This window comes from Acinetobacter sp. (assembly GCF_036666595.1).
Classification (GTDB): domain Bacteria; phylum Pseudomonadota; class Gammaproteobacteria; order Pseudomonadales; family Moraxellaceae; genus Acinetobacter.
In genome coordinates, this window is sequence record NZ_JAVWVO010000006.1 from 33,875 (window position 1) to 56,214 (window position 22,340).

The following is a 22,340-nucleotide window of genomic DNA, read 5'->3' on the forward strand; positions in this document are numbered from 1 at the left end:
TAAAAAGTATGCAAAGGTAACTAAGTACTAATTGTCGCCGTGAGCCGACTACAACTCGACGTTAAGTAGGAGGACATAGCCTTAGTTTCTTAAATATGAAAAGTAATATAGAGCCTGCGTTGTTCTGATAATGTTCCTTTATTACAGATAAATTAGTGACATCCATGCCGACAACCAGGATTTTCTAGCGTGATTTTGGGGTTTATCAGGCTTTGTGGAGGATCGATAGCAGTCATGTATTTAACATGACTGCTTATGCTATACAGAGCGTTATTTTAAGAATTTACGGCTGACTAAAAACTGCTCTGTCGCTTCTAAAAGTTTATCGGCATAAACTTCAAGTTTTGCCGTGAGCCAGCCTAAAACAAACCAATCACTGGCTTCAAGTTCTGTCTGTTGAATGTATGCAGCTGAAGTTGCCAAAATTTGATATTCATGTGCGGCTTGTTGGGCATCATTTAACGCTTTACTGTATTTCTGCAAATTTTTCACATCATAAATTGAAGTTAAAATAGGAAAGCTAAACTTCAATTCCTTAATTTTCTGTGCCAATACTTCTAAGCTTTCAAAGTGACTAATATCCGCAGCATTTAAGCTTTCTTGTAGCTGTCGATATTGTTTTTGCAGGGTGTTGTGTGCATAGGTTTTTAAATCCTGCTTTTGTACCTGATCATGTGAACTTAAGCTAAAGGTCAATAATTCAAGATAATGATGGACGTTCTGCGTCGATTTAACTAAATTTCCAAGCTTTTCTTGAGCATATAAAATGTCTTTGGCAAGATTTTCAGTAGTGGTTGGGTTTTGAAGAAAAGCGCCTAGGGTACTTTGCATATGCTGCAAATGTTGTAAATGATCAAACTGATGCTTAAATGCTGCAAGTTGCATCGCCCATTTATCAGAAATATTACTATTCCAGTCTTTAAATAAAGCCAAGGTTAGTTGTAAGTGCTCTAAAGCAGTTTGTGCTTGATCAATATGGCTTTGCTCAGCAACACCTGCTGAAATTGCAGCAATATTCGGCAGTAAATGCTGCATTTGCTGACCAATCAGCAAACTCAGGTTATATGCCGCACTTTCTTTTTTCGATAGGACAAATTCTTTTTCAAAACGCGCTGGACTCACTGTTTGCTCAAGTGCCAGTAGATTACCCATTTCGGCTTTGCTGCGGACATCTAACCACAGTTGATACTTCTTCACCCATTCAAAACTAAAGGCCAAAAGCGACTGAACAGAGCCTGATTTAAGTTCGAATTCTACCTCATGGATGGTCTGTTCTCGACCAGATGCACGAACCACACCAACATCCAAACAGACTTCAATTTCAGCATCTTCAAACTCAATGACGCGATAGGTACGTTGGATGTCCGTTTCAAAGGTGAGCTTTAACGCAGCCGCGTCCGCTCCTAAAGCTTGGGTTAAAATTTGCTGAGCCTCTGGAATAGCTGCATAAATGCTTAAGTCCAGTTCAGGAGATGATTCTAACTCACCCAAATTATGATTATGTTCAAAACGGTGTAAATGACTTTTACCTGCGGCTTTGAGTGTTTGAATCCAGCAAGTGCCTTCAAGACGCTGACGCAAAGCAGCACCATGTTGGGCCAAGAGGCGATCAGGAGTGTCAAAATACTTGGCTTGAAGTTGAATCTTTTCAGATTTTTTAGGATCTAATGCTTTAAGAAGGGCAGTACGTCGTGCTTCGCTAATCTGAAATTTTAATTCAATTTCAACCATGAAAAATTCCTAATTTGAGGGGCTAGGTCAGTGCCAAGCCTTTATGTATTTAGATGCATGATCTGTAGTTTGTTTTTATGTGCGCTAAAGGCACACCAATGGACCACTGGATTGTAGCGAAAAAGAGACAGTATGTAAGACTTGACGACACAATAAAACAAAGTTGCAGCGTGAGATTGATCAAAAAACAATTCTGTTTTAGTGGAAACTCCCCCGAGGCGATTGCACTTTGCAGACTGCATATTTTCAGCTATGTTGGTAGAAAACCATCAGGATGATGACAGATGAATGCTCAGGTTAAACCGAAACAAGAACACGACGCTGAACCAAATTTTCAGTTGCCGATTAAGGGCTATCACCAGTTTTATCGTTTTTATCTCACAGAACACCGCAACATCATGAGTCGTCGGCTACACGTCGCGGGCAGTTCGATTGGACTGTACTTTTTCTCTAAAGCCATACTTAAACGCAAGCCGCGTTATTTTGTATATGGTTTAGTCTCTGGCTATGCCTGTGCATGGGTAGGTCATTTTGTTTTTGAAAAAAATAAGCCGGCCAGTTTTAAACAGCCTCTATATAGTTTTATTTCTGACTGGTGCATGTTTTCCGATGTTTTACGTGGAAATTTAAGCTTACAAGATCGTGCCTTGGACAAAATTCCAAGTTAGTGAAGCACTTTGTGACTTCATCATGAAAGTTTTATTAAAAGCTTGAAATTAACAGTTGCAAAGTCTGAATTAATGTTCTAATAATGATGTCGTTGTTTATATTTTCACCAAATAATATATAAGTGCTTTGAACTTCAAAGTACTTTTAGTTTTCCAAGCCTAGAGCGACCTTCTCTAGGCTTTTTTTATGTGGATGCTAAGTAAAATATGCGGCTTTTTAGCTTTTATGATGTTATTTCAACATCACTGGTTTAAAAAGCTAAAAAGCCGTATCAGATCGCTGCGTGTCTCTTATTCTTGTTATAAAGTTGTTATTTTTATTTTGTTCTTGTTGCTTTGTGTATCCATTAAACTGCGAAAGCGGTGAGGCGACTATCACTGAAAATAGGTATTTTTATATAGCCTGAGCTTGGTCGCGGGATTTTTGTGCAAAGCAACGCATTTTCAGTCCCAATTCATTAAAGCATCAGTAGCCTTTAGCTTTATAATAGAACGACATAACCCAAAGGTAGAGTTAAATGCGCGGTTTATATTTAATTACAAATGATGATCCTTTAGAGCTACTTTTGGCTAAATTAGAAGGCGCAATGGCAACACGTGAAGTTGCCGTTTTGCAGTATCGCCGTAAAAAAGTACCTAAAGAAGAACAGGCTTACGAAGTTGAGTATATGAAAGCTATGTGTGCTGAGTATCGTGTTCCTTTTGTGATCAACGATGACTTAGAAATGGCCGTTAAATACGGCGTTGGTGTGCATTTAGGGCAAGGTGATGGCGAAGTTGCTGAAGCTGTCGCACGCCTGCCAAAAGATGCTGTGATTGGTCGTACGTGTTTGAACTCGATTGAGCTGGCTGAAAAGGCAATTGCTGAAGGTGCAACGTACGTCGCTTTTGGTGCAATTTACGCAACTGAGACCAAGCCAGAAGCTGGCAATATTGGCTTGCAGACTTTAAAGGAAGCTAAAGCCAAATTGAATGTGCCGATTTGTGCTATTGGTGGCTTAACAGTTGAAAATTCAGGCGAAGTGATCGAAGCTGGTGCCGACCTTTGCGCGGTGATTAGTGATATATTAGGGCTATCAATGTCTGCGATTCCTGATCGTATAGAACAGTGGGCTGATTTATTTGCATCTAAAGCTTAAGTATTTTTAGATGTTTTTTTATTTTTTGAGTTGAGTAACTTCATGAGCTTATCTCCAAAGCAAGAACAATTGTTTAAACAAGCAAGCAAACATATTCCGGGTGGTGTGAACTCACCTGTACGTGCATTTAATAGCGTAGGCGGAACGCCTGTCTTTATTGAAAAGGCGCAAGGTGCATACTTGTACGATGTGGATGGTAAGCGCTATGTAGACTATGTGGGCTCATGGGGACCAATGATTTTAGGTCATGCTCATCCTGCAATTATTAAAGCAGTTCAAAATGCTGCAGTGGATGGTTTAAGCTTCGGTGCACCTACCGTACATGAAACGACTTTAGCCGACATTATTTGCGAAATTATGCCGTCAATTGAGCTGGTTCGTATGACCAACTCAGGTACTGAAGCAACCATGACTGCTATTCGTCTGGCACGTGGTTATACAGGTCGTGATAAGATTGTAAAATTTGAAGGCTGTTACCACGGTCATTCAGACTCACTGCTAGTAAAAGCAGGTTCAGGTTTGTTAACCAGCGGCGAAGGTGAAGCGACTTCAGCTGGTGTTCCTGCCGACTTTGCCAAACACACACTTACTCTTCCATATAACGATATTGCTACTTTAAAAGAGTGCTTTGCTAAGTTTGGTTCAGAGATTGCAGGCGTGATTGTGGAGCCTGTGGCAGGGAACATGAACCTAGTCAAACCAATCGACGGCTTCTTACAAGCGATTCGTGATGTATGTGATGAACATGGTTCTGTTTTTATCATTGATGAAGTGATGACTGGTTTCCGTGTTGGATTGGCTGGCGCGCAAGCTCACTATGGCGTGACTCCTGATTTAACCACCTTGGGTAAAATTATTGGTGCAGGCTTACCCGTGGGTGCTTTTGGTGGGAAACGAGAAGTGATGGAGTGTATTGCGCCACTGGGCAAAGTTTACCAAGCTGGAACACTGTCGGGGAATCCACTTGCAATGCGTGCAGGGATTGAGATGTTTAAACACCTGCGCCAAGATGGTTTCTATGAAAAATTGACAGCGCAGCTAGAAAAACTGCTTGTGGGTTTACAAGCCGCGGCTGATGAAGCGGGTATTGCTTTTAAAACGCAACAAGTAGGCGGTATGTTTGGTTTGTACTTTACCGATCAAGAAGACATTACTAGCTTCGACTCGATGTTAAAGTGTGATATCGATGCATTCCGTAAGTTCTTCCATGGCATGTTAGACCGTGGTGTGAATCTTGCACCATCTGCATTTGAAGCTGGCTTTATTTCAGCTGCCCATTCTGATGAAGATATTGAATTTACGCTGCAAGCAGCGAAAGAAGTTTTTGCAAGTATGAAGTAAGTATTTGTACTTGCTAAAAAAGCCCATCTCATTTGATGGGCTTTTTTTATAGCATTTTAACTGTGGAATTCAATATGAAAATTAAGTACTACTTATTGTTGGTAGCTACCGAATTTATAGTTCATCAAACTTATCAATACGTTTAAATAAAGCTGAGATATGTTGAATTCATAATTGTGACACGGGTCACAAATTGAAGAGATCGATTCTATTAAAAAGAAGATTTATAAAAATAATTAAATCAGTTATTTATATTAATGTGAAGAAGAAAATAAAGATTAAATAAATTATTTTAAATAAAAATTAATGCTTTTAGTTACAATATGAAATATTAATTCCGACGATTTTACTTTGTTTATATGAGAATAAAAAACTTATATATTTTTAAATTATTTTGAAATAATTAATTGTCATTATTTATAGATAAAATAATATATTTGCATTTATATATTCTGAGGAGTATTTTATCAAATGGAAAAATAAACTTTAGTTTTAATGATAAATCTAATAATAAAGTGAGTCCATAATATGATTGAGTGGCTACAAGGTGAATTAAAACATAGTCCCGAAATTCTATTGTTTTTGTCATTGGCAATAGGTTTTTGGATTGGTCAATTTCAATTCGGTAAATTTCAATTTGGTGGTGTCGCTGGATCATTATTGGTTGCAGTGATTCTAAGTCTGATTGGTGTACCTGTTGACAATGGTGTGAAAGCCATTCTGTTTGCACTATTTATTTATGCAGTTGGATTTGAAAGTGGTCCGCAATTTTTCAAATCTCTAGGACCTCAGTCGATTAAAGAAATTCTACTGGCTGCCTTTATGGCCATTTGCGGGCTTATCACCGTTCTCGCAATGGCGAAAATATTTGATCTAGACAAAGGTTTGGCTGCAGGCTTAGCAGCAGGCGGGATGACACAATCTGCCATTATTGGTACAGCAGGCGATGCTATCTCGCGCTTAGATTTGCCAATGGCAGAGATTCAACGACTGCAAGCCAATGTCGCAATTGGCTATGCTGTGACTTATATTTTTGGCTCTCTAGGTGCGATTATTATTTGTGTGAACATCTTGCCGAAATTTATGGGGCGAGAAATTCATGATGACGCACTTAAAGCACAGTCTGAGCGTTTAAAAGGTGCTTTTGAACTTGCACCGGGTCAGGAACTGGCGATGCCAGAAATTGTGGGACGGATTTATAAAGTCCAACAAGCGTCTGGTCAAACGATTGCAGAACTAGAAGCCCAAAAGTCAGGTATTACTATTGAGCGGCTTAAACGTAAAGATCAATTTATCGATGTATCCCCTGAAATTACTTTGCAAACGGATGATGTGGTTCTCATCGTTGGTCGCAGAGCAAGTGTTGTTTCTATTGCAGAGAATATTGGCTCAGAACTCCAATCTTCCCAAGGCATGGAAATGGTCATGGATACGACGGATGTCATTTTAAGAAACTCTAAATACATCAATCGAACATTAGGCGATGTCAAAGCCAATACGCCTGATTATCTTAAACACGGCATTTATGTGCTGGGCATTAAACGTCAGGACGAAACACAGCTCTTAAGTGATGAAACTATCCTACGTCAAGGCGATGTGGTGACCGTATACGGAACCAAAAGTGATCTTGAGCGTTTAGTTAAAGAGGCAGGGAAGGCCTTACCAGAAAGCTTAAAAACAGACTGGATCTTCCATGGTGCTGGTTTGGTGGTGGGCTTACTGATTGGCTTATTTGTTGTGCGTATCGGCGATGTTCCTCTGACACTTGGTGCTGGCGGTGGCGCACTTTTATCAGGTCTGTTGTTTGGTTGGCTACGTAGTCGAAACCAAGTCCATGGCAATATGCCTTTAGCAGCTTCGCAGTTGCTTAAAGATTTAGGTCTTGCAGGTTTTGTGGCTGCGGTTGGTTTACAGTCAGGGTTACAAGCCATTCAAACCATTAAAGACAGTGGTTTATCTCTATTTATGATTGGTGTAGTGGTCACCGTTGTGCCACTGGTTCTTTCGATGCTATTCGCACGTTATGTCCTGCGTTATGACAATGTCGCAGTGATGGCAGGTGCCTTAACTGGTTCACGAAGTGCAAACCCTGCATTTGGTGGAGTGCTCGATAAAGCAGGCAATTCAATTCCTACGGTTCCCTTTGCAATTACCTATGCATTGGCCAATGTTTTTTTAACCTTGCTGGGTCCACTGATCGTGGGTTTAGCTTAAAAGTTGATGTTTAACAATAAATCTTTAGCTTCACTATAATTAAAGGAGACTTCCCATGGGGAACGTTGATTACTCAAAATACGCAAAACTAAGTCCATTTGAATTAAAAGATAAACTGATTGCACTCGCAGAAAGTCGAACTGACCGTATGATGCTGAACGCAGGTCGAGGAAACCCAAACTTCCTTGCAACTGTTCCTCGTAGAGCTTTTTTCCAACTTGGTTTATTTTCTGCAACCGAATCTGAGTTTTCATTTTCTTATATGCCAGAAGGGCTCGGTGGCTTTCCACGACCAGTAGGCTTGCAATCTCGCTTTGATAACTTTGTACTCGAAAATCGTGATAAGCCAGGTGTGGTATTTTTAGGAAAAGCGATTTCTTACGTCAGAGACCAGTTAGGCTTAGACCCAGATGCATTTTTACTAGAAATGGTTGAAGGTATTTTGGGTTGTAATTATCCTGTTCCAGATCGTATGTTACGCCTGAGCGAAACCATCATTAAAGAGTATGTGTTGCGTGAAATGGGTGTGCAAGGTATGCCAAAGGATGGATTAGATCTGTTTGCTGTAGAGGGTGGAACAGCAGCAATGGCATATATCTTTAACTCGCTTAAAGAGAATAAAATTATTGCTAAGGGTGATCGAATTGCCATCGGCACCCCGATTTTTACCCCTTATTTAGAAATTCCAAAACTCAATGATTATCAGTTGGAAGAAGTATTGATTGAGGCGGATCCAAATCAGGGATGGCAATACCCAGAGTCAGAGCTCCGAAAATTAGAAGATCCATCAATTAAAGCTTTCTTCTTGGTGAATCCAAGTAATCCACCTTCGGTCAAAATGAGTGATGAAGGCTTGGCGATTTTGGCTGATATTGTTAAAAAACGTCCTGATCTGATAATCCTGACCGATGATGTCTATGGAACATTTGCCGATAATTTCAAATCACTATTCGCCATTTGTCCAGACAACACCATTTTGGTTTATTCGTTCTCAAAATACTTTGGTGCGACAGGCTGGCGTCTAGGTGTCATCGCCACGACCAACAATAATATTTTGGATAAGAAGCTCACTGAATTATCTAAAAAAGATAAAAAAGAACTAGAAGAGCGTTATTCATCGCTCACGACAGATCCATCAAGTATTAAGTTTATTGATCGTCTGGTGGCAGATAGTCGTAATGTCGCTCTAAATCACACCGCTGGACTGTCGACACCACAACAAGTTCAAATGGTTTTATTTGCGCTATTTAACTTAATGGACTCGCGTCAAAGCTATAAAAAAGCGGTTAAATCTGTGGTGCGTGAGCGTGATGCAGCGCTGTATCGACAACTGGGTGTTGATGTTCCTCAAGATCCAAATGCCGTCGATTATTATACGCTGGTGAATTTGGAAAATACTTCGCGGACGCTGTATGGTGATGAGTTTGCAGATTGGGTTATGAAAAATAAAAACCCAACCGAGTTACTTTTCCGTGTAGCAGATGAAACAGGGGTTGTTTTACTTCCGGGCTCAGGTTTTGGTGTACAACATCCTTCTGCGCGAGCGTCTTTGGCAAATCTGAATGAATTTCAATATGCGGCGATTGGTGATTCATTACGACGTTTTGCGGAAGAGTCTTATCAAGAATATCTAAACTTTAAAAAGAAAAAATAAGCTTGAAAGGTATAGATTAATCTAGTTGTAAAAAAGCCCATCTCATTTGATGGGCTTTTTTACAAGACCTTAAATTTTGGATAAAAGATTAATGAAATACACCATACAAGAAGAGTTTTATGAATAAACTCCAAGGGTTTGGTCATGAGTCGATTAGGTATTAAAGCTATAGATTGGTACTCTTGGTATTTTAGTTATGAAATTTTTTCAGCTACTGAATTATCTTCACCTATCATTTATGGGTGTTTGGTAAAGCTTGGTTAAATGCGAAATGATGGAGCTGTTAATTTAATTATTTTGACAAGAAATAAGATCTATGACTTTTAATATTATTTTATAAAATATACACTTAACTAAATTTTTTTTGCTTGATTATTGAAGGGGCTGAAGTGAAAAAGAATAATAAAAACAATTTGCTAAATCAGTTTGGCGGATTGTTTATTGCGATTATTATCTTGGCTATATTTTTCTATAAAAATGATGAGAAGAATCTTATAAATTATTCGAAACAAAATTATATAAATCAAGATTCTGGAAAAGAAACAATTAATGGATTGAAAGAGGTTCAAATATTTGATCAAAAAAGAAAGGAATCTGAGACTCAATATGCACAACCGTTTGAAAAAAATATTATGATCAAGTTTCCTAGTGATGGTGCTCAAAAAGGCACTTTACAATTCCAAACAAGTGACAAAGATGCTGTATTTTTGGTAAGAGATAAGTTTACGAATAATCTACAAGCAGTCATTCAACTTCCAAAATTTAGCAATACAGAAATGAAGGTGCCTCTAGGCGAGTATATAATTGAATATGCAACAGGAGATGGCGAATGGCAAGGCTTAGAGCGGTTATGGGGATACTCAACTCAATTTTATAGAAGTAATACTCAACATCGGGTCTACCGTAATGACCATGAAAATGGTTATACAATTCATGGAACTGGAATAGTTCTAAATGCTCCAAATGGTTATACACCTGAAAGAATAAATAAGAATGAGTTTATTCATCCGAATTAATTTATTTATCTTAATGAATGGAAAAATCAAATCGTTATATATTGATGATAATTATTAATTAAAGAGGAGGAAGAATGGATAAATACTTACTGGTGGCCTTGGTGGTTGGTGCATGCATACTGTTGGTGATTTATACTCAACTTGCACCAGCAGGTGGACAGAAAAATTTTAAGCAAATCGTACAGCAGGCATTTAGTCGTTATAATGTGATTGAAAAAAACTACACCATTATGATTTGTGAGATCAACCATCGCAATGAGCCAGAAGAATTGGTCTTTATACGTATCGATCCTGCCCAAAAGAAAAATTTACGCGTTTCAGGAAGAATGCTGATAGCAACCTATCCTAAAGCACCATCAGTACGTGAAATGCGTAAAGACTTTAAAGACTATGTCACTTAATACTTAGCGTCGACGAGAGCTACTACGGCTGCGTCCGCGTGCCATACCGCCTAGAGCATTGAGTACAGCAAGCTTGGTCATACTGCCTGAAGCATGCGCATGACAGATGGCAGCAGCGAGAGCATCGGCGGCATCTTGCTGTGGTTTGATGCTTAGGTTTAGGAGTTTCATCACCATCATTTGTACTTGTTCTTTGTCCGCAGCACCATAACCGACTACCGACTGTTTAATCTGACGTGCCGTGTATTCTGCGACTTGTAGGTCAAGGTTTACCAGTGCAGCAATAGCAGCCCCGCGTGCTTGCCCCAGCTTCAGTGCGGAGTCAGGGTTTTGTGCCATAAACACTTGCTCAACTGCAGCTTCGGTTGGGCCATGAAATTTTACAATACGATCGATACCTGCAAAAATACGTTTTAGCCGTTCAGGCATATCAGCAGCTTCGGTACGAATGGTGCCAGCATCGACAAAAATTAGTTTTTGACCTTCTTTTTGAATAATACCGTAGCCTGTAAGGCGAGAACCGGGGTCAATACCAATAATTAATGACATGCTTGCCCTTTAAAAAAAATAATATGCCCATATTGTTACATAAGCGTATCAAAAAAGCTTGATGTAGATTGAGCACTTGATTCTTGCACCTTATTCATTTTGTTGAGATTAGATTAATTTTCATGAAATTATTTCTTTTTATATTAGCTGGTGTCATTCTCGAAGTCTTCGTATGGATTGGCGTGGGCGACCTCGTTGGTAGCATGTGGTACGTGTTCTTCTGGTTTATTGCAGCTTTCTTTATTGGTATGAGCCTGATTCGTAAGTATTCAGCAGGTTTAATGCCACAAATGCAGCAAATGCAAGCGGGCCAAATGGGTGCAGATCCTGCATTAACAAACAATCTGCCAAAAATTATTGCAGGTTTTCTTTTATTGATTCCTGGTTTGGTAACAGACGTGGTTGCCGTGTTATTGCTTATTCCTGCGGTGCAAAAAGCCATGACAGGTGCACTGATGAACGTGATGATGAAACGTCAGCAAGCGATGATGGAAAAAATGATGGGAGATATGAATGGCATGGGTGGTGGAGCTCAAGGTCAAAACCCATTTGCAGACATCATGCGTCAGATGCAAGAAATGCAGCAACAGCAGGGTGGTTCAGCTTATCGTGACTCGAGTATTATTGATGGCGAAGCACGAGAAGTCACGCCAGATGCGAAAAAAATTGAAATGAAAGATGTGAATAAATAATTTCATACCTAATTTTAAAGCTGAGTTCTAACTCGGCTTTTTTTATCTTTATGAAAATGTTTTAAGTGCTTATGATTTAAAATAAATATAACAAACGATATAATTATTTTTTAAAATTTATGCCGCTTTTTTATGTCATTGCTTTTCACGATTTGCGCATTGCATTTTGTTGCGCAGCTAAGTCCTGGTCCTGACGTTTTGCTGATTGCCAAAAGTTCAGCTTCGACCACACAAAAAAACACTTTAAAAACTATTTTAGGTATTTCCGTTGGCATCGTCGTTTGGGTGGTTTTAACCTTGTTAGGTTTTACTGTACTCATCGACAAAATGCCATGGATTCAACAAGTATTGATGGTGATTGGTGGGGTGTTCCTTGCACGTATGGGTTGGCTTATGTTGAAAGCAGGCCTTAGCACAATGCAGCAAGAAGCCTTGCTAGATGATGGTCAAAAACTGCCTCCACCAAAGGCAAACCATTATTTCATGTCAGGTTTGCTGACTAACTTGTCTAACCCGAAAACGCTGATTTATTTCAGTAGTGTGTTTTCATTGGCACTGAGTTCTAGCGCAAGTCCCTATTTAAAAATGCAACTTGCGGTCATTATTCCAATCCAAACTTTTATGACTTTTGCACTGCTGATGCTGCTTTTATCATTACCTAAAATTAAAGCGGCATATCAACGTTCAGGAAGTTATATCGACATTTTTTCTGGTGGATTATTCCTGATTTTTGCTTTATGGCTTTGGTACGATGCTCTCGCAATCTACATCTAAGTCATTTTTAAGCTCTTTAGATGATGGAGCCTGTTCCAAGATAGACACTTCATCTTTTTTACTTTGCGCATAGCGGTTGGGCTGCAACGTCGCTTCGGTATTTTCTGAGCCCTTATAACTACGACTGCGGTTGGCACGTTCGCGTAAACCGCCTTTTTTAATCAACTGAACCATTCTTTCTTCCTCATCGTTGCATCTTATTTTAATAAACAATCGCGAGAAAACTAAAGGGTTTTGAGCAAATATGACGGAATACGTCAAAAACTATTATGTTACAAAATGAAATTGTCATGATTCGGTGTTATAAACAGGAATATGCGTTAAATCAATTGATTAATCTTTCATTGTAAGCCGTTGCTGACATCACTTCAGGTGGATGGCGCTTGAGTCTCAACAAATACTCACATAAGATAAATGAATCTAACATTCTGTGAGGCAGGGTGATGGACAATAAAAACAAGAAAGGACAAAAACAAGGGGGTAAAGCGATGCTCTATCAATACCACTGCGCATGTTGTGAAACAGTTGTCGCATCAACAGATAAAGACTGTCCAAACTGTGGATCACATAATATTCGAAGTCCTTTTGGATTTTGGATTTTCTGTATTGTTGCATGTCTTGCTGCAGCGATTATCGTTAAATCTGTACAAGTCTATTTGGCCGACCGCAACAGCGAACCTGCTGCCGTGACTTCGCTCTTTGATGTGCTCAATCATGACAACAAACCTAAGTAGTGAGGTTCAATGACTTCACGACTGAACTGATGGGCTATTTTTCATCAGTTAAAATAAAAAAAAACCCGCATTAAGCGGGTTTCTTTTTGGATCAAACTTATAGACCAGCTGAAGCTTTAAGCGCTTCCACTTTGTCTGTTTTTTCCCAAGTAAATGCAGTATCTGAACCTTCACGACCGAAGTGACCATAAGCAGCAGTTTGCTTATACATCGGTTGAATGAGGTCAAGCATACGAGTGATACCGTATGGGCGTAAGTCGAAGTGTTCACGGACTAATGCAATGATCAGCTCTTCAGATACTTTTGCTGTATTGAAGGTATTGATTGAAATAGACGTTGGCTCAGCCACACCAATGGCATAAGACACTTGAATTTCACATTTGTCTGCAAGACCCGCCGCTACGATGTTTTTCGCAACATAACGACCTGCGTAAGCAGCAGAACGGTCAACTTTAGATGGATCTTTACCAGAGAACGCACCACCACCGTGACGAGCCATACCACCGTAGGTGTCTACGATGATTTTACGACCTGTTAAACCACAGTCGCCCACTGGACCACCAATCACAAACATCCCTGTTGGGTTGATGTGGAATTTGGTGTCTGCATGGAACATTTCAGCAGGGATCACTTTTTTCACGATTTCTTCAATCACAGCTTCTTTTAAGTTGTTTTGAGAAATTTCAGGATCGTGCTGGGTAGATAATACGACTGCGTCTAAACGAACAGGCATGCCATTTTCATAGGCAAAAGTCACTTGGCTTTTTGCATCTGGGCGTAACCATGGTAAAGCGCCACTACGACGTAGTTCAGCTTGCTTTTCCATTAAACGGTGTGCATATGAAATTGGAGCAGGCATAAGCACGTCAGTTTCACGGCTTGCATAACCAAACATTAAACCTTGGTCACCCGCGCCTTGATCTTCAGGCTTTTGACGGTCAACACCTTGAGCAATCTCTGGTGACTGTTTACCAATCATATTGATCACGGCACATGTTGAACCATCAAAACCAAGGTCAGAATGGTGGTATCCAATGCCATTTACGGTTTGACGAACAATCGCTTCGAAGTCAACATTTGCAGTTGTTGTGATTTCACCTGCAAGTACTACCGCACCCGTTTTTACAAGCGTTTCACAAGCAACCCGCGCATATGGGTCTTCTTTTAAGATCGCATCCAAGATAGCATCACTGATTTGGTCAGCCATTTTATCTGGATGGCCTTCGCTTACAGATTCCGAGGTAAATACAGCGTACTCGCGCATAAGTCCTATCACAGTTAATTTAAAAGACGCAATATGGTACATCGACTTAGCCGTTTGAGCCAGTTCTACACGACCAAAATGACTGAATTTATTTCAATTCAACGACTTTTTATCTGATATAAGCATCTAAAAAATTGATATAGCGTTTATTTTTAGTTCGAAATGACAAAATAACGGGTTTTGCTTCAAAGTATACAGGTACCTATTATGAGGTGTTTTGCTTTGGTTATATCTAATTGTAAAACAATAGTTTGATTGAGTTTTTTTTGGCTTGGGTGTTTAGTTGGTAAATAAAAAATGCTCAAAATAAGCATCAGAAAATAATCGATAATCTGTAGTAATTCATGAATAATTTAAAAAAGTGAATAAAATTCACTATGAATGTTTAATTGTATGTAAAAAATACAAATGTATCTTGTGATGTGTTTGATACTCAAGGATAACGGTTTGTTCTGATTAGTGAATAGGGTGGCCGAGCTTTGTTTTTAAAAGTTGATGATTCTATCGTGTAGAATTTGATCCGGAGAAAAGCTAGAGAGATATTTCTGAGTGAAATTGTTGTGATTTTAGGCAATGCCCGTATTTATTAGACATTGATGATGAATAAATAGCGAAATATTGTCCATTAGGCTTTACCCATTCCTCTTTTTTTAAGACAATACACCTATCTTTGAATTCTATTCATCTTACTCTTTAAATCATTTGTTTGGACTCTGACCTATGACAACCCCGCTTAACGAACGTCGTATTGCAAACGCAATTCGTGTATTGGCAATGGATGCTGTGCAAAAAGCAAACTCTGGACATCCAGGTGCGCCAATGGGGATGGCTGATATCGCTGATGTGGTATGGCGTGAGTTTTTTAACCATAACCCGACTAACCCTCAATGGGCGAACCGTGACCGTTTTGTACTATCAAATGGTCATGGCTCTATGCTGCAATATGCGTTATTGCACCTTACGGGCTATGATTTATCAATTGAAGATTTAAAAGCATTCCGTCAACTGCACTCTAAAACGCCAGGTCACCCAGAATTAGGTTATGCACCAGGTATTGAAACTACGACTGGCCCGCTTGGTCAGGGGATTGCAAATGCAGTTGGTTTTGCTCTAGCTGAAAAAACTTTAGCAGCGCAGTTCAACAAAGATGAGATGAGCGTTGTTGACCATTTCACTTACTGTTTCCTAGGTGATGGCTGTTTAATGGAAGGTGTTTCTCACGAAGCATGTTCACTTGCAGGCACACTAGGTCTGGGTAAACTGATTGCTTACTATGACGACAACGGTATTTCGATCGATGGTGAAGTAGAAGGTTGGTTCTCTGACGATACGGAGCAACGTTTCTTGGCTTACGGTTGGCAAGTACTTAAAGCTGATGGTCATGATGCAGATGCATTACGTGCTGCAACTTTGCAAGCAAAAGCTGAAACGAAAAAACCAACGATCATTATCTGTAAAACGATTATTGGTCTAGGTTCACCAAATAAGCAAGGTAAAGAAGACTGCCACGGTGCGCCGCTAGGTAATGACGAAATCGCATTAACACGTGAAGCATTGGGCTGGACTGAAGGCCCATTTGAAATTCCTGCTGATGTTTATGCAGCATGGGATGCAAAAGCAAAAGGGACGGCTTCTGAAGCAGCTTGGAATGAATTATTTGCTCAATATGCAGCAAAATATCCAACTGAAGCAGCTGAATTGAAACGTCGCCTTTCAGGTGAATTGCCAGCTGAATTCCTTGCTCAAGCAGATGCGTTTATTGCTGACACCAATGCAAAAGCGGAAACCATTGCTACGCGTAAAGCAAGCCAAAATACATTGCAAGCTTTCGGTCCATTATTGCCTGAATTATTAGGTGGTTCTGCGGACTTGGCTGGCTCTAACTTAACACTTTGGAAAGGTTGCCAAGGCGTTCAAGACAATCCAGCAGGTAACTACGTACACTATGGCGTACGTGAGTTTGGTATGACTGCCATTGCAAATGGTGTTGCGCTTCACGGCGGTTTCATTCCTTACGTTGCAACATTCCTTATGTTTATGGAATATGCGCGTAATGCAGTACGTATGTCTGCACTCATGAAACAACGTGTAATCCATGTATATACACATGACTCAATTGGTTTGGGTGAAGATGGTCCAACGCATCAACCTGTAGAGCAAATTGCCTCTTTACGTGGTACACCAAACTTAAATACTTGGCGTCCATGTGACACAGTTGAAGCTGCGGTGTCTTGGAAATCTGCACTTGTACGTTCAGAAGGCCCGTCTGCGTTGATCTTCTCTCGTCAAAACCTACCATTCCAAACACGTACAGATGCACAAATTGCAAATGTAGCGAAAGGTGGTTATGTATTGGCTGAAGAAAAAGGCGAATTAAAAGCGATTATCATCGCGACGGGTTCTGAAGTATCTTTAGCAATGGAAGCGCACGCACAACTTGACGGTGTGCGTGTCGTGTCTATGCCATGTGCAGAAGAATTTGTGAAGCAAGATGCAGCGTACCGTGAAGCGGTTCTTCCATCAAACATTCGTGCACGTGTTGCTGTTGAAGCAGCGCACGTAGACTACTGGTGGAAGTTTGTAGGTTTAGATGGTCGTGTAATTGGTATGACGACTTATGGTGAATCTGCACCTGCGAAAGACTTATACCAATACTTCGGTATTACGACTGAAGCAGTTGTTGCTGCGGTAAAAGAATTGACAGCTTAATTTTTAAAATTAACTGTTTGAAGGACGCTCCAGTTTAGGGGCGTCTTTTATTTTGAATGGCGTATATAATATGCAAGCTGCTGCTGAAGTAGCTGCATAAATTTTAGGTGATGATATGAGCTTGTACGATCAAATTCATGATGAAGTTGTATTGATGGATGCGGGCGAACAGAAGTGGATTGGACCAGATCTACCTTTGGAGGCGATGGTTGCTGTTGAACTGTTATTGCAAGATTTAGCAGAAGATAAGCAAATTAAGATCCGTCGTAAAAACCATGAAAAACAGACAGGTATGAAGTTAATTGATCGGATTCTGATTGAAAAACTATGATGGTTGTCATGTCTAAAAGAAGCCTTATTGAAGCGATTCAATAAGGCTTTTTCTTTGTAGTGATTTCAGCTTAAATATAAGCCTTACAAAAATAAACATCACTTTGAGAGCAAAATGGAAGTACCAAATATTCAAATTGTGCCACTGACAGAAATCGATCAGTCGATCTGGGCTACATTATGGCAAGCTTATCAGGCATTTTATCAGGCTGATTTATTGCAGCAGATATCTGAAAACACATGGCATAAATTGACTGATTCTAAGCGTGAGCATATGTATGGTTTTGCTGCACTTATAGCAGGTCGGGTTGTAGGGATTGTGCATGTGATAGAGCATGATAGCTGTTGGACGTTAAAGCCTTACGCATACTTACAAGATCTATTTACACATGAGGACTATCGTGGGCTAGGGGTTGCAAGAGCTTTAATCGAACACGTCAAAATGCGTACCGAAAAGCGTGCATGTGATCGGGTTTATTGGCTCACCCATCAGGATAATTTGGTCGCACAGCAACTTTATAATAAAGTCGCGAAGAAGACTGGTTTCATTCAATATCGGGCGTAGGTAAGTTGCTACATTTAAAAACAATTATATCGTTCTAAAGTTGCAACATATCGTTTTATCTTTATAGATGTATTCGTTGTAGAACTCTATAGACTAAGCAGTATTCCAATGTGAGATAAAAACATGAACTTTAAAGCTTTAACAATCGGTTTGGCTGTTGCAACTGCGACTACATTTGCTATGGCGAAACCTGTGGCATATCAAATTGACCCTACACATACAGCAACAGTTTTCACATGGAGTCACTTTGGTTTTTCAACGCCATCTGCAAACTTCAGCGACATTCAGGGTGTGATTAATGTTGACAATGCAAAACCTGCAAATTCATCGGTGAATGTAACGATTCCTTTATCTAGCTTAAACACCAACGTAAAAGCTTTAGATGAACACTTACAAGCGGCTGATTTCTTTGATGCAGCAAAATATCCAACCATCACTTTTAAAAGTACAAAAGTACAGGCTGTAGGCGCGAATAAATACAAAATCACAGGTGATTTAACCATTAAAAATGTGACAAAGCCTGTCGTTTTAGATGCAGTGTTGAATAAACAAGGTGAGCACCCAATGACTAAAGCACAGTCAATTGGTTTCAACGCAACCACTTCATTTGACCGTTCTGCTTTTGGTGTAGGCGCATACGTGCCAAACGTGGGTGATAAAATCACTGTGAATATCACCACTGAAGCATCAGTTCCACAACCTAAAGCTGCTGCAAAATAAGCGACATCTAACAAAAAAGCACCTTATAGAGGTGCTTTTTTGTGGCTGCCGTGAACTTAAAAGTTAGAGTAATAGACGCATTGAGCGGATTATGGCTGAATTATGAAACCAGTGCTTTTAAATACGCTTCCAAAACTTGTCCAGAGACATGCTCTAGTTGAGCTGCAAAGCGTTGGTTGTCTGCACGCAATGCTGGAATATTGATGTTCGCTTGACGCAGTTCAGCAGTATGCCCGATTAGCCATTTTTCTAAACCGTCTGCTGCGACTTCTGGATGGAACTGTAAGCCTAGAATATTTTTGCCTACACGAAAGGCTTGGTTGGGGTAAACTTCTGAGCTGGCCAACAGTTCAGCTTGAGCAGGGAGTTCAAAGGTGTCTCCATGCCAATGTAGCACTTCAGTTCCTATCAGTGCTTGTAGTGGGTTATGTTCAGCGGTATTGAGCTGTAACTGACTCCAGCCAATTTCTTTGCTATGACCTGCATATACTTTTGCACCGAGTGCATGTGCAATCAACTGTGCGCCTAAGCAAATTCCTACAGTCGGTAAGTTTTTTTCTAAACGAACTTTAAGTAAGTCTATTTCGTGTTGTAAGAAAGGGTAGTCTTCAATTTCATATACCCCAATTGGGCCACCTAAAATGACGGTTAGACCTGTGTAGTTTAACGCTTTAGCTAAGTCATCTTTGCCGGCTTCAAAATATCGTACCCGATAACCCAATTGATATAACACATCTTCCCATGCGCCCAAATCTTCAAAAGCAAGATGCTGAATCGCGTAAATCGTATCGGGTAGTGTCGTCATAGCTGGCTCGTTCACAGGCGTTAAAGAAGTGTAAAAATGTACAGGGAAATGCACAGAAGTTGAAGGCAATAAATCAGAAAAAATGTAGAAAAACTATGAACTCAATCCAAGCTTTCACTTGCGCTGTAGCATGTTTTTAATCATCCATTTACTTGAGCTTAAAATTTCCCGTTGTAGATGTTCATCCACCATGCTGCGCGCCATGACGATTGCACCGACCAGTTGACACAGTACCGCCCAAGCTTGTGTTTCACTGCCTAGATGTTGTGTAAAGAGTGCGTGACCACGAAGCATTTCCTGTTGAAAACACAGTTTTGTTGTTCCACTACTACGTGCTACCTCGGCTGCAAGAGAGGGAATAACACAACCTTGATCTGGACGTTGCACATGAGATAGCGCTAAATAGCGTTCAAGTTCGAAGTCAATCCAATCTTCGAGGTTGTCATGCGGATTGGCTTGCCATGCTTGAAAGCTGTGTTGCAACTCGGATTCGATCAGTGCTTCAAACAATTCATGTTTCGATGAAAAATGCGAATAAAAAGCACCACTGGTCATTTGAGCCGCTTTCATAAAACCGTCGACGCCCGTATTGGCAAAGCCTTGCTTCTTGGCCAGTTGAGCACTGATTTTAAGTAGCTCTTGACGTTTTTCTTCTTTATAGCCTGTTTTATAGCGCATAGGAGTTTCATCAAAATAAAATTGACTGATGCTGAAAACTATAACATAGTGATCGTTATGATAACGATCGTTATTTTATAAAGGGAGTGTATTTATGGATGGATTACAGCCAGAACAGCAGTTGCAAAAGGCTGATGCTAAAAAGAAAGTCGCGTTAGTGATTGGCGCAGGAGATGCTACAGGGGGTGAAATTGCGAAACGTTTTGCGCGTGGTGGATACATCGCCTGCATGACGCGAAGAAATGCCGAAAAACTCCAGCCCTTAATTGCAGAGATAGAAGCTGAAGGTGGCCTTGCATATGGCTTTGCGTCTGATGCACGTAAAGAAGATCAAGTCATCGCTTTGGTCGAAGAAATTGAAGCCAATATTGGTGAAATCGATGTTTTAGTGTTTAACATTGGAGCGAATGTGCCATGTAGTATTTTAGAAGAAACTGCACGTAAGTATTTTAAAATTTGGGAGATGGCATGTTTCGGTGCATTTTTGACAGGGCGTGAAGTGGCAAAGCGTATGGTCATGCGTGAACACGGCAGCATTATTTTCACGGGTGCAACCGCAGGCATAAGAGGTGCAGCAAACTTTGCCGCTTTTGCTGGGGCGAAACATGCACTGCGTGCCTTAGCCCAAAGTATGGCACGTGAGCTCGGCCCGAAAAATATTCATGTGGCACACGTGGTGGTAGATGGAGCAATTGATACCGACTTTATTAAAGACACTTTTCCTGAAATGTACGCACGCAAAGAACAGGATGGCATATTAAATCCCGTGCATATTGCAGAAAATTATTGGCATTTGTCGCAGCAACCGCGCGATGCATGGACGCATGAGTTAGATTTAAGACCTTGGATGGAAACGTGGTAAAAGGACAAAGCATGAAAAGCGTAGAATTTTATTTTGATTTGGGCAGCCCATATAGTTATTTGGCCTACTATCGTTTACTGCAAATGGCAGAGCAGCAAGAGATTCAGATTGTGTATAAACCTATTTTATTGGGCGGGGTGTTTAAAGCAACAGGCAATCGTAGTCCGATAGAGATTCCTGTCAAAGGGGTTTATTCAATATTAGATATGCGACGCTGGGCGGAGTATTACCATATTCCAATGCAAATGAATCCGCATTTCCCGATGAACACTTTAACCCTAATGCGCATTTTGACAGGCGTTCAATTGTTGCATCTAGAAAAGTTCGAGCAAGTTTTGAAACTTTTATTCGATGCGATGTTTGGTACACCACAAAATCTGAATGAACCTAATGTCTTGGCAGAAGTGTTAAAACCGAGTGGGTTTTCTGTAGAAGATATTATGAGTATGGTTCAGTCGGATGTGGTGAAACAAAAACTGATTACTGAAACAGAACAGGCGATTCAACGTGGCCTTTTCGGTGCACCGACATTCTTTGTGGGTGATGAAATGTATTGGGGCCAAGATCGCCTACATTTTGTAGAACAAGCGTTGAATAAAGCGAGCTAAAATACAAGTTAAAAGAACACACCATTTAAGATCAACCGTAAAATTACGGCTGATCTGCTTCAATTTAAAATAAACGCTTAGGGGTATGTTCCGTTTCCGTGTCTAGACTGACCATCTTATGTTCATCCTTTAAGTCTACACCTGAGTAGCCGAGTTTCTTAGAGCCACGCATGAGAGACATTAGCCGTTGTACTGCAACAGGGATACTTAAGCCTGCAGGTCGAACATTTGAAATACAGTTCCGTTTAGCATCCAAAGTGCCTGAGGCTGCTTTCCATGTATAGTAAATTCCCATGCTATCCGGTGAGCTTAGGCCAGGCCTTTCTCCAATTAGCATCACGAGCATAGTCGCGTGTAGGCACTCTGCAACTGGATCACCCAAAGCGACTCGGCTTCCCGTTGCAATCACCATCGGTGCAATGCTCCAGTGTTCCGCTTGGAGATGAGAGATCAAATGCTGAATAAAAGGCACAGCATTTTCTTCAATCGCCCGTGCAGATAGTCCATCACCAATCACAATACAGACATCATAGTTTTGCGGGTTACTGGATTTAAAAACTTCTAAGCCATGTTGTGAAGCTGGATTTAACAGGCGACCTAGGTCGGGACGTTTTAAGTATTCTTGTTTGTTTTCAGCTTGGCTGTGTACCGTTAGACTATCTAAACCTAGTGTATTAAAACTCGCAACTAAGTGTTCGACATCTAAAGCTTGATGTACCGCATCTTGCGCTTCCGCATGTGCCAGTTGAAATTTAAGCAGTTCATGGGTCGGGATGCTACAGCCAGCGCGACCAATGGCAATACGTGCATCGGTAAATTTCTTTAAGTTTTCCCAAACATCCTGATGCTGTTCAGATTGATAGTTTTCTAGAGGAACAAGTGACAT

General features: G+C 40.4%; 23 protein-coding genes. 16 read left to right on the plus strand and 7 right to left on the minus strand.

Annotation, left to right across the window (positions count from 1 at the left end):
* Window positions 1–270: 270 nt before the first annotated feature.
* Window positions 271–1,731, minus strand: a complete 1,461-nt coding sequence (locus tag RR876_RS09370) for a CYTH domain-containing protein (RefSeq protein WP_332477406.1) — start codon at window positions 1,729–1,731, stop codon at window positions 271–273.
* Window positions 1,732–2,015: 284 nt separating this feature from the next.
* Here RR876_RS09370 and RR876_RS09375 point away from each other — a divergent pair, with 284 nt between their 5' ends.
* From RR876_RS09375 to RR876_RS09405, 7 genes are all read left to right on the plus strand, one after another.
* Complete coding sequence (locus tag RR876_RS09375; RefSeq protein WP_332477405.1) at window positions 2,016–2,399, plus strand: DUF962 domain-containing protein; 384 nt, start codon at window positions 2,016–2,018, stop codon at window positions 2,397–2,399.
* Between the two features lie 518 nt (window positions 2,400–2,917).
* On the plus strand, window positions 2,918–3,538 hold the full coding sequence (gene thiE / locus RR876_RS09380) for a thiamine phosphate synthase (protein WP_332477404.1): 621 nt from the start codon (window positions 2,918–2,920) through the stop codon (window positions 3,536–3,538).
* Between the two features lie 42 nt (window positions 3,539–3,580).
* Window positions 3,581–4,879: a glutamate-1-semialdehyde 2,1-aminomutase gene (hemL, locus tag RR876_RS09385; RefSeq protein WP_332477403.1), complete on the plus strand. Its 1,299-nt coding sequence runs from the start codon at window positions 3,581–3,583 to the stop codon at window positions 4,877–4,879.
* Between the two features lie 528 nt (window positions 4,880–5,407).
* Entirely contained in the window at window positions 5,408–7,093 is a 1,686-nt protein-coding gene (gene aspT / locus RR876_RS09390; RefSeq protein WP_087013396.1) for an aspartate-alanine antiporter, read from the plus strand.
* A 55-nt stretch (window positions 7,094–7,148) separates the two neighbouring features.
* Window positions 7,149–8,747 (plus strand): bifunctional aspartate transaminase/aspartate 4-decarboxylase, encoded by a 1,599-nt coding sequence (locus RR876_RS09395; protein ID WP_087013398.1) that lies wholly within the window; start codon window positions 7,149–7,151, stop codon window positions 8,745–8,747.
* 389 nt (window positions 8,748–9,136) lie between these two features.
* A complete protein-coding gene (locus RR876_RS09400) occupies window positions 9,137–9,763 on the plus strand; it encodes a hypothetical protein (protein ID WP_332477402.1) in 627 nt (208 codons plus the stop codon).
* Window positions 9,764–9,837: 74 nt separating this feature from the next.
* Entirely contained in the window at window positions 9,838–10,164 is a 327-nt protein-coding gene (locus tag RR876_RS09405) for a hypothetical protein (protein ID WP_332477401.1), read from the plus strand.
* Window positions 10,165–10,167: 3 nt separating this feature from the next.
* On the opposite strand, the gene ruvC is transcribed toward RR876_RS09405, so the two are convergent.
* Entirely contained in the window at window positions 10,168–10,713 is a 546-nt protein-coding gene (ruvC, locus tag RR876_RS09410; protein ID WP_004696760.1) for a crossover junction endodeoxyribonuclease RuvC, read from the minus strand.
* A 122-nt stretch (window positions 10,714–10,835) separates the two neighbouring features.
* Here ruvC and RR876_RS09415 point away from each other — a divergent pair, with 122 nt between their 5' ends.
* Both RR876_RS09415 and RR876_RS09420 read left to right on the plus strand, forming a co-directional pair.
* The gene (locus RR876_RS09415; RefSeq protein WP_224469015.1) at window positions 10,836–11,405 is read left to right on the plus strand and encodes an FxsA family protein; all 570 of its coding nucleotides are present in this window, start codon (window positions 10,836–10,838) and stop codon (window positions 11,403–11,405) included.
* A gap of 132 nt (window positions 11,406–11,537) precedes the next feature.
* A complete protein-coding gene (locus RR876_RS09420; RefSeq protein ID WP_332477400.1) occupies window positions 11,538–12,179 on the plus strand; it encodes a LysE family transporter in 642 nt (213 codons plus the stop codon).
* Here the strand turns inward: RR876_RS09420 and RR876_RS09425 are convergent.
* Window positions 12,141–12,353, minus strand: coding sequence for a hypothetical protein (locus tag RR876_RS09425; RefSeq protein WP_004984928.1), 213 nt, complete (start codon window positions 12,351–12,353; stop codon window positions 12,141–12,143). The genes RR876_RS09420 and RR876_RS09425 overlap by 39 nt on opposite strands.
* A gap of 314 nt (window positions 12,354–12,667) precedes the next feature.
* On the opposite strand from RR876_RS09425, the gene RR876_RS09430 reads away from it, so the two are divergent.
* Complete coding sequence (locus RR876_RS09430; protein WP_005401120.1) at window positions 12,668–12,913, plus strand: hypothetical protein; 246 nt, start codon at window positions 12,668–12,670, stop codon at window positions 12,911–12,913.
* A gap of 97 nt (window positions 12,914–13,010) precedes the next feature.
* On the opposite strand, the gene metK is transcribed toward RR876_RS09430, so the two are convergent.
* Window positions 13,011–14,177: a methionine adenosyltransferase gene (gene metK, locus RR876_RS09435; RefSeq protein ID WP_332477399.1), complete on the minus strand. Its 1,167-nt coding sequence runs from the start codon at window positions 14,175–14,177 to the stop codon at window positions 13,011–13,013.
* A 720-nt stretch (window positions 14,178–14,897) separates the two neighbouring features.
* Between metK and tkt the strand changes: the two genes are divergently transcribed.
* The 4 genes from tkt to RR876_RS09455 all read left to right on the plus strand — a co-directional run bounded on the left by tkt (window position 14,898) and on the right by RR876_RS09455 (window position 18,501).
* Window positions 14,898–16,886 (plus strand): transketolase, encoded by a 1,989-nt coding sequence (tkt, locus tag RR876_RS09440; protein ID WP_332477398.1) that lies wholly within the window; start codon window positions 14,898–14,900, stop codon window positions 16,884–16,886.
* A gap of 115 nt (window positions 16,887–17,001) precedes the next feature.
* Window positions 17,002–17,217, plus strand: a complete 216-nt coding sequence (locus RR876_RS09445) for a hypothetical protein (RefSeq protein WP_004696769.1) — start codon at window positions 17,002–17,004, stop codon at window positions 17,215–17,217.
* 114 nt (window positions 17,218–17,331) lie between these two features.
* Window positions 17,332–17,781 (plus strand): GNAT family N-acetyltransferase, encoded by a 450-nt coding sequence (locus RR876_RS09450; protein ID WP_332477397.1) that lies wholly within the window; start codon window positions 17,332–17,334, stop codon window positions 17,779–17,781.
* Between the two features lie 123 nt (window positions 17,782–17,904).
* Window positions 17,905–18,501, plus strand: a complete 597-nt coding sequence (locus RR876_RS09455; RefSeq protein WP_004696771.1) for a YceI family protein — start codon at window positions 17,905–17,907, stop codon at window positions 18,499–18,501.
* Between the two features lie 100 nt (window positions 18,502–18,601).
* Here the strand turns inward: RR876_RS09455 and RR876_RS09460 are convergent, their stop codons facing one another.
* A complete protein-coding gene (locus RR876_RS09460; RefSeq protein ID WP_332477396.1) occupies window positions 18,602–19,306 on the minus strand; it encodes a glutamine amidotransferase in 705 nt (234 codons plus the stop codon).
* Between the two features lie 114 nt (window positions 19,307–19,420).
* A complete protein-coding gene (locus tag RR876_RS09465; RefSeq protein WP_332477395.1) occupies window positions 19,421–19,984 on the minus strand; it encodes a TetR/AcrR family transcriptional regulator in 564 nt (187 codons plus the stop codon).
* A 94-nt stretch (window positions 19,985–20,078) separates the two neighbouring features.
* Between RR876_RS09465 and RR876_RS09470 the strand changes: the two genes are divergently transcribed.
* Both RR876_RS09470 and RR876_RS09475 read left to right on the plus strand, forming a co-directional pair.
* On the plus strand, window positions 20,079–20,846 hold the full coding sequence (locus RR876_RS09470; protein ID WP_332477394.1) for an SDR family oxidoreductase: 768 nt from the start codon (window positions 20,079–20,081) through the stop codon (window positions 20,844–20,846).
* A gap of 11 nt (window positions 20,847–20,857) precedes the next feature.
* The gene (locus RR876_RS09475) at window positions 20,858–21,454 is read left to right on the plus strand and encodes a 2-hydroxychromene-2-carboxylate isomerase (RefSeq protein WP_332477393.1); all 597 of its coding nucleotides are present in this window, start codon (window positions 20,858–20,860) and stop codon (window positions 21,452–21,454) included.
* A 64-nt stretch (window positions 21,455–21,518) separates the two neighbouring features.
* On the opposite strand, the gene eutC is transcribed toward RR876_RS09475, so the two are convergent.
* A complete protein-coding gene (gene eutC / locus RR876_RS09480) occupies window positions 21,519–22,340 on the minus strand; it encodes an ethanolamine ammonia-lyase subunit EutC (RefSeq protein WP_332477392.1) in 822 nt (273 codons plus the stop codon).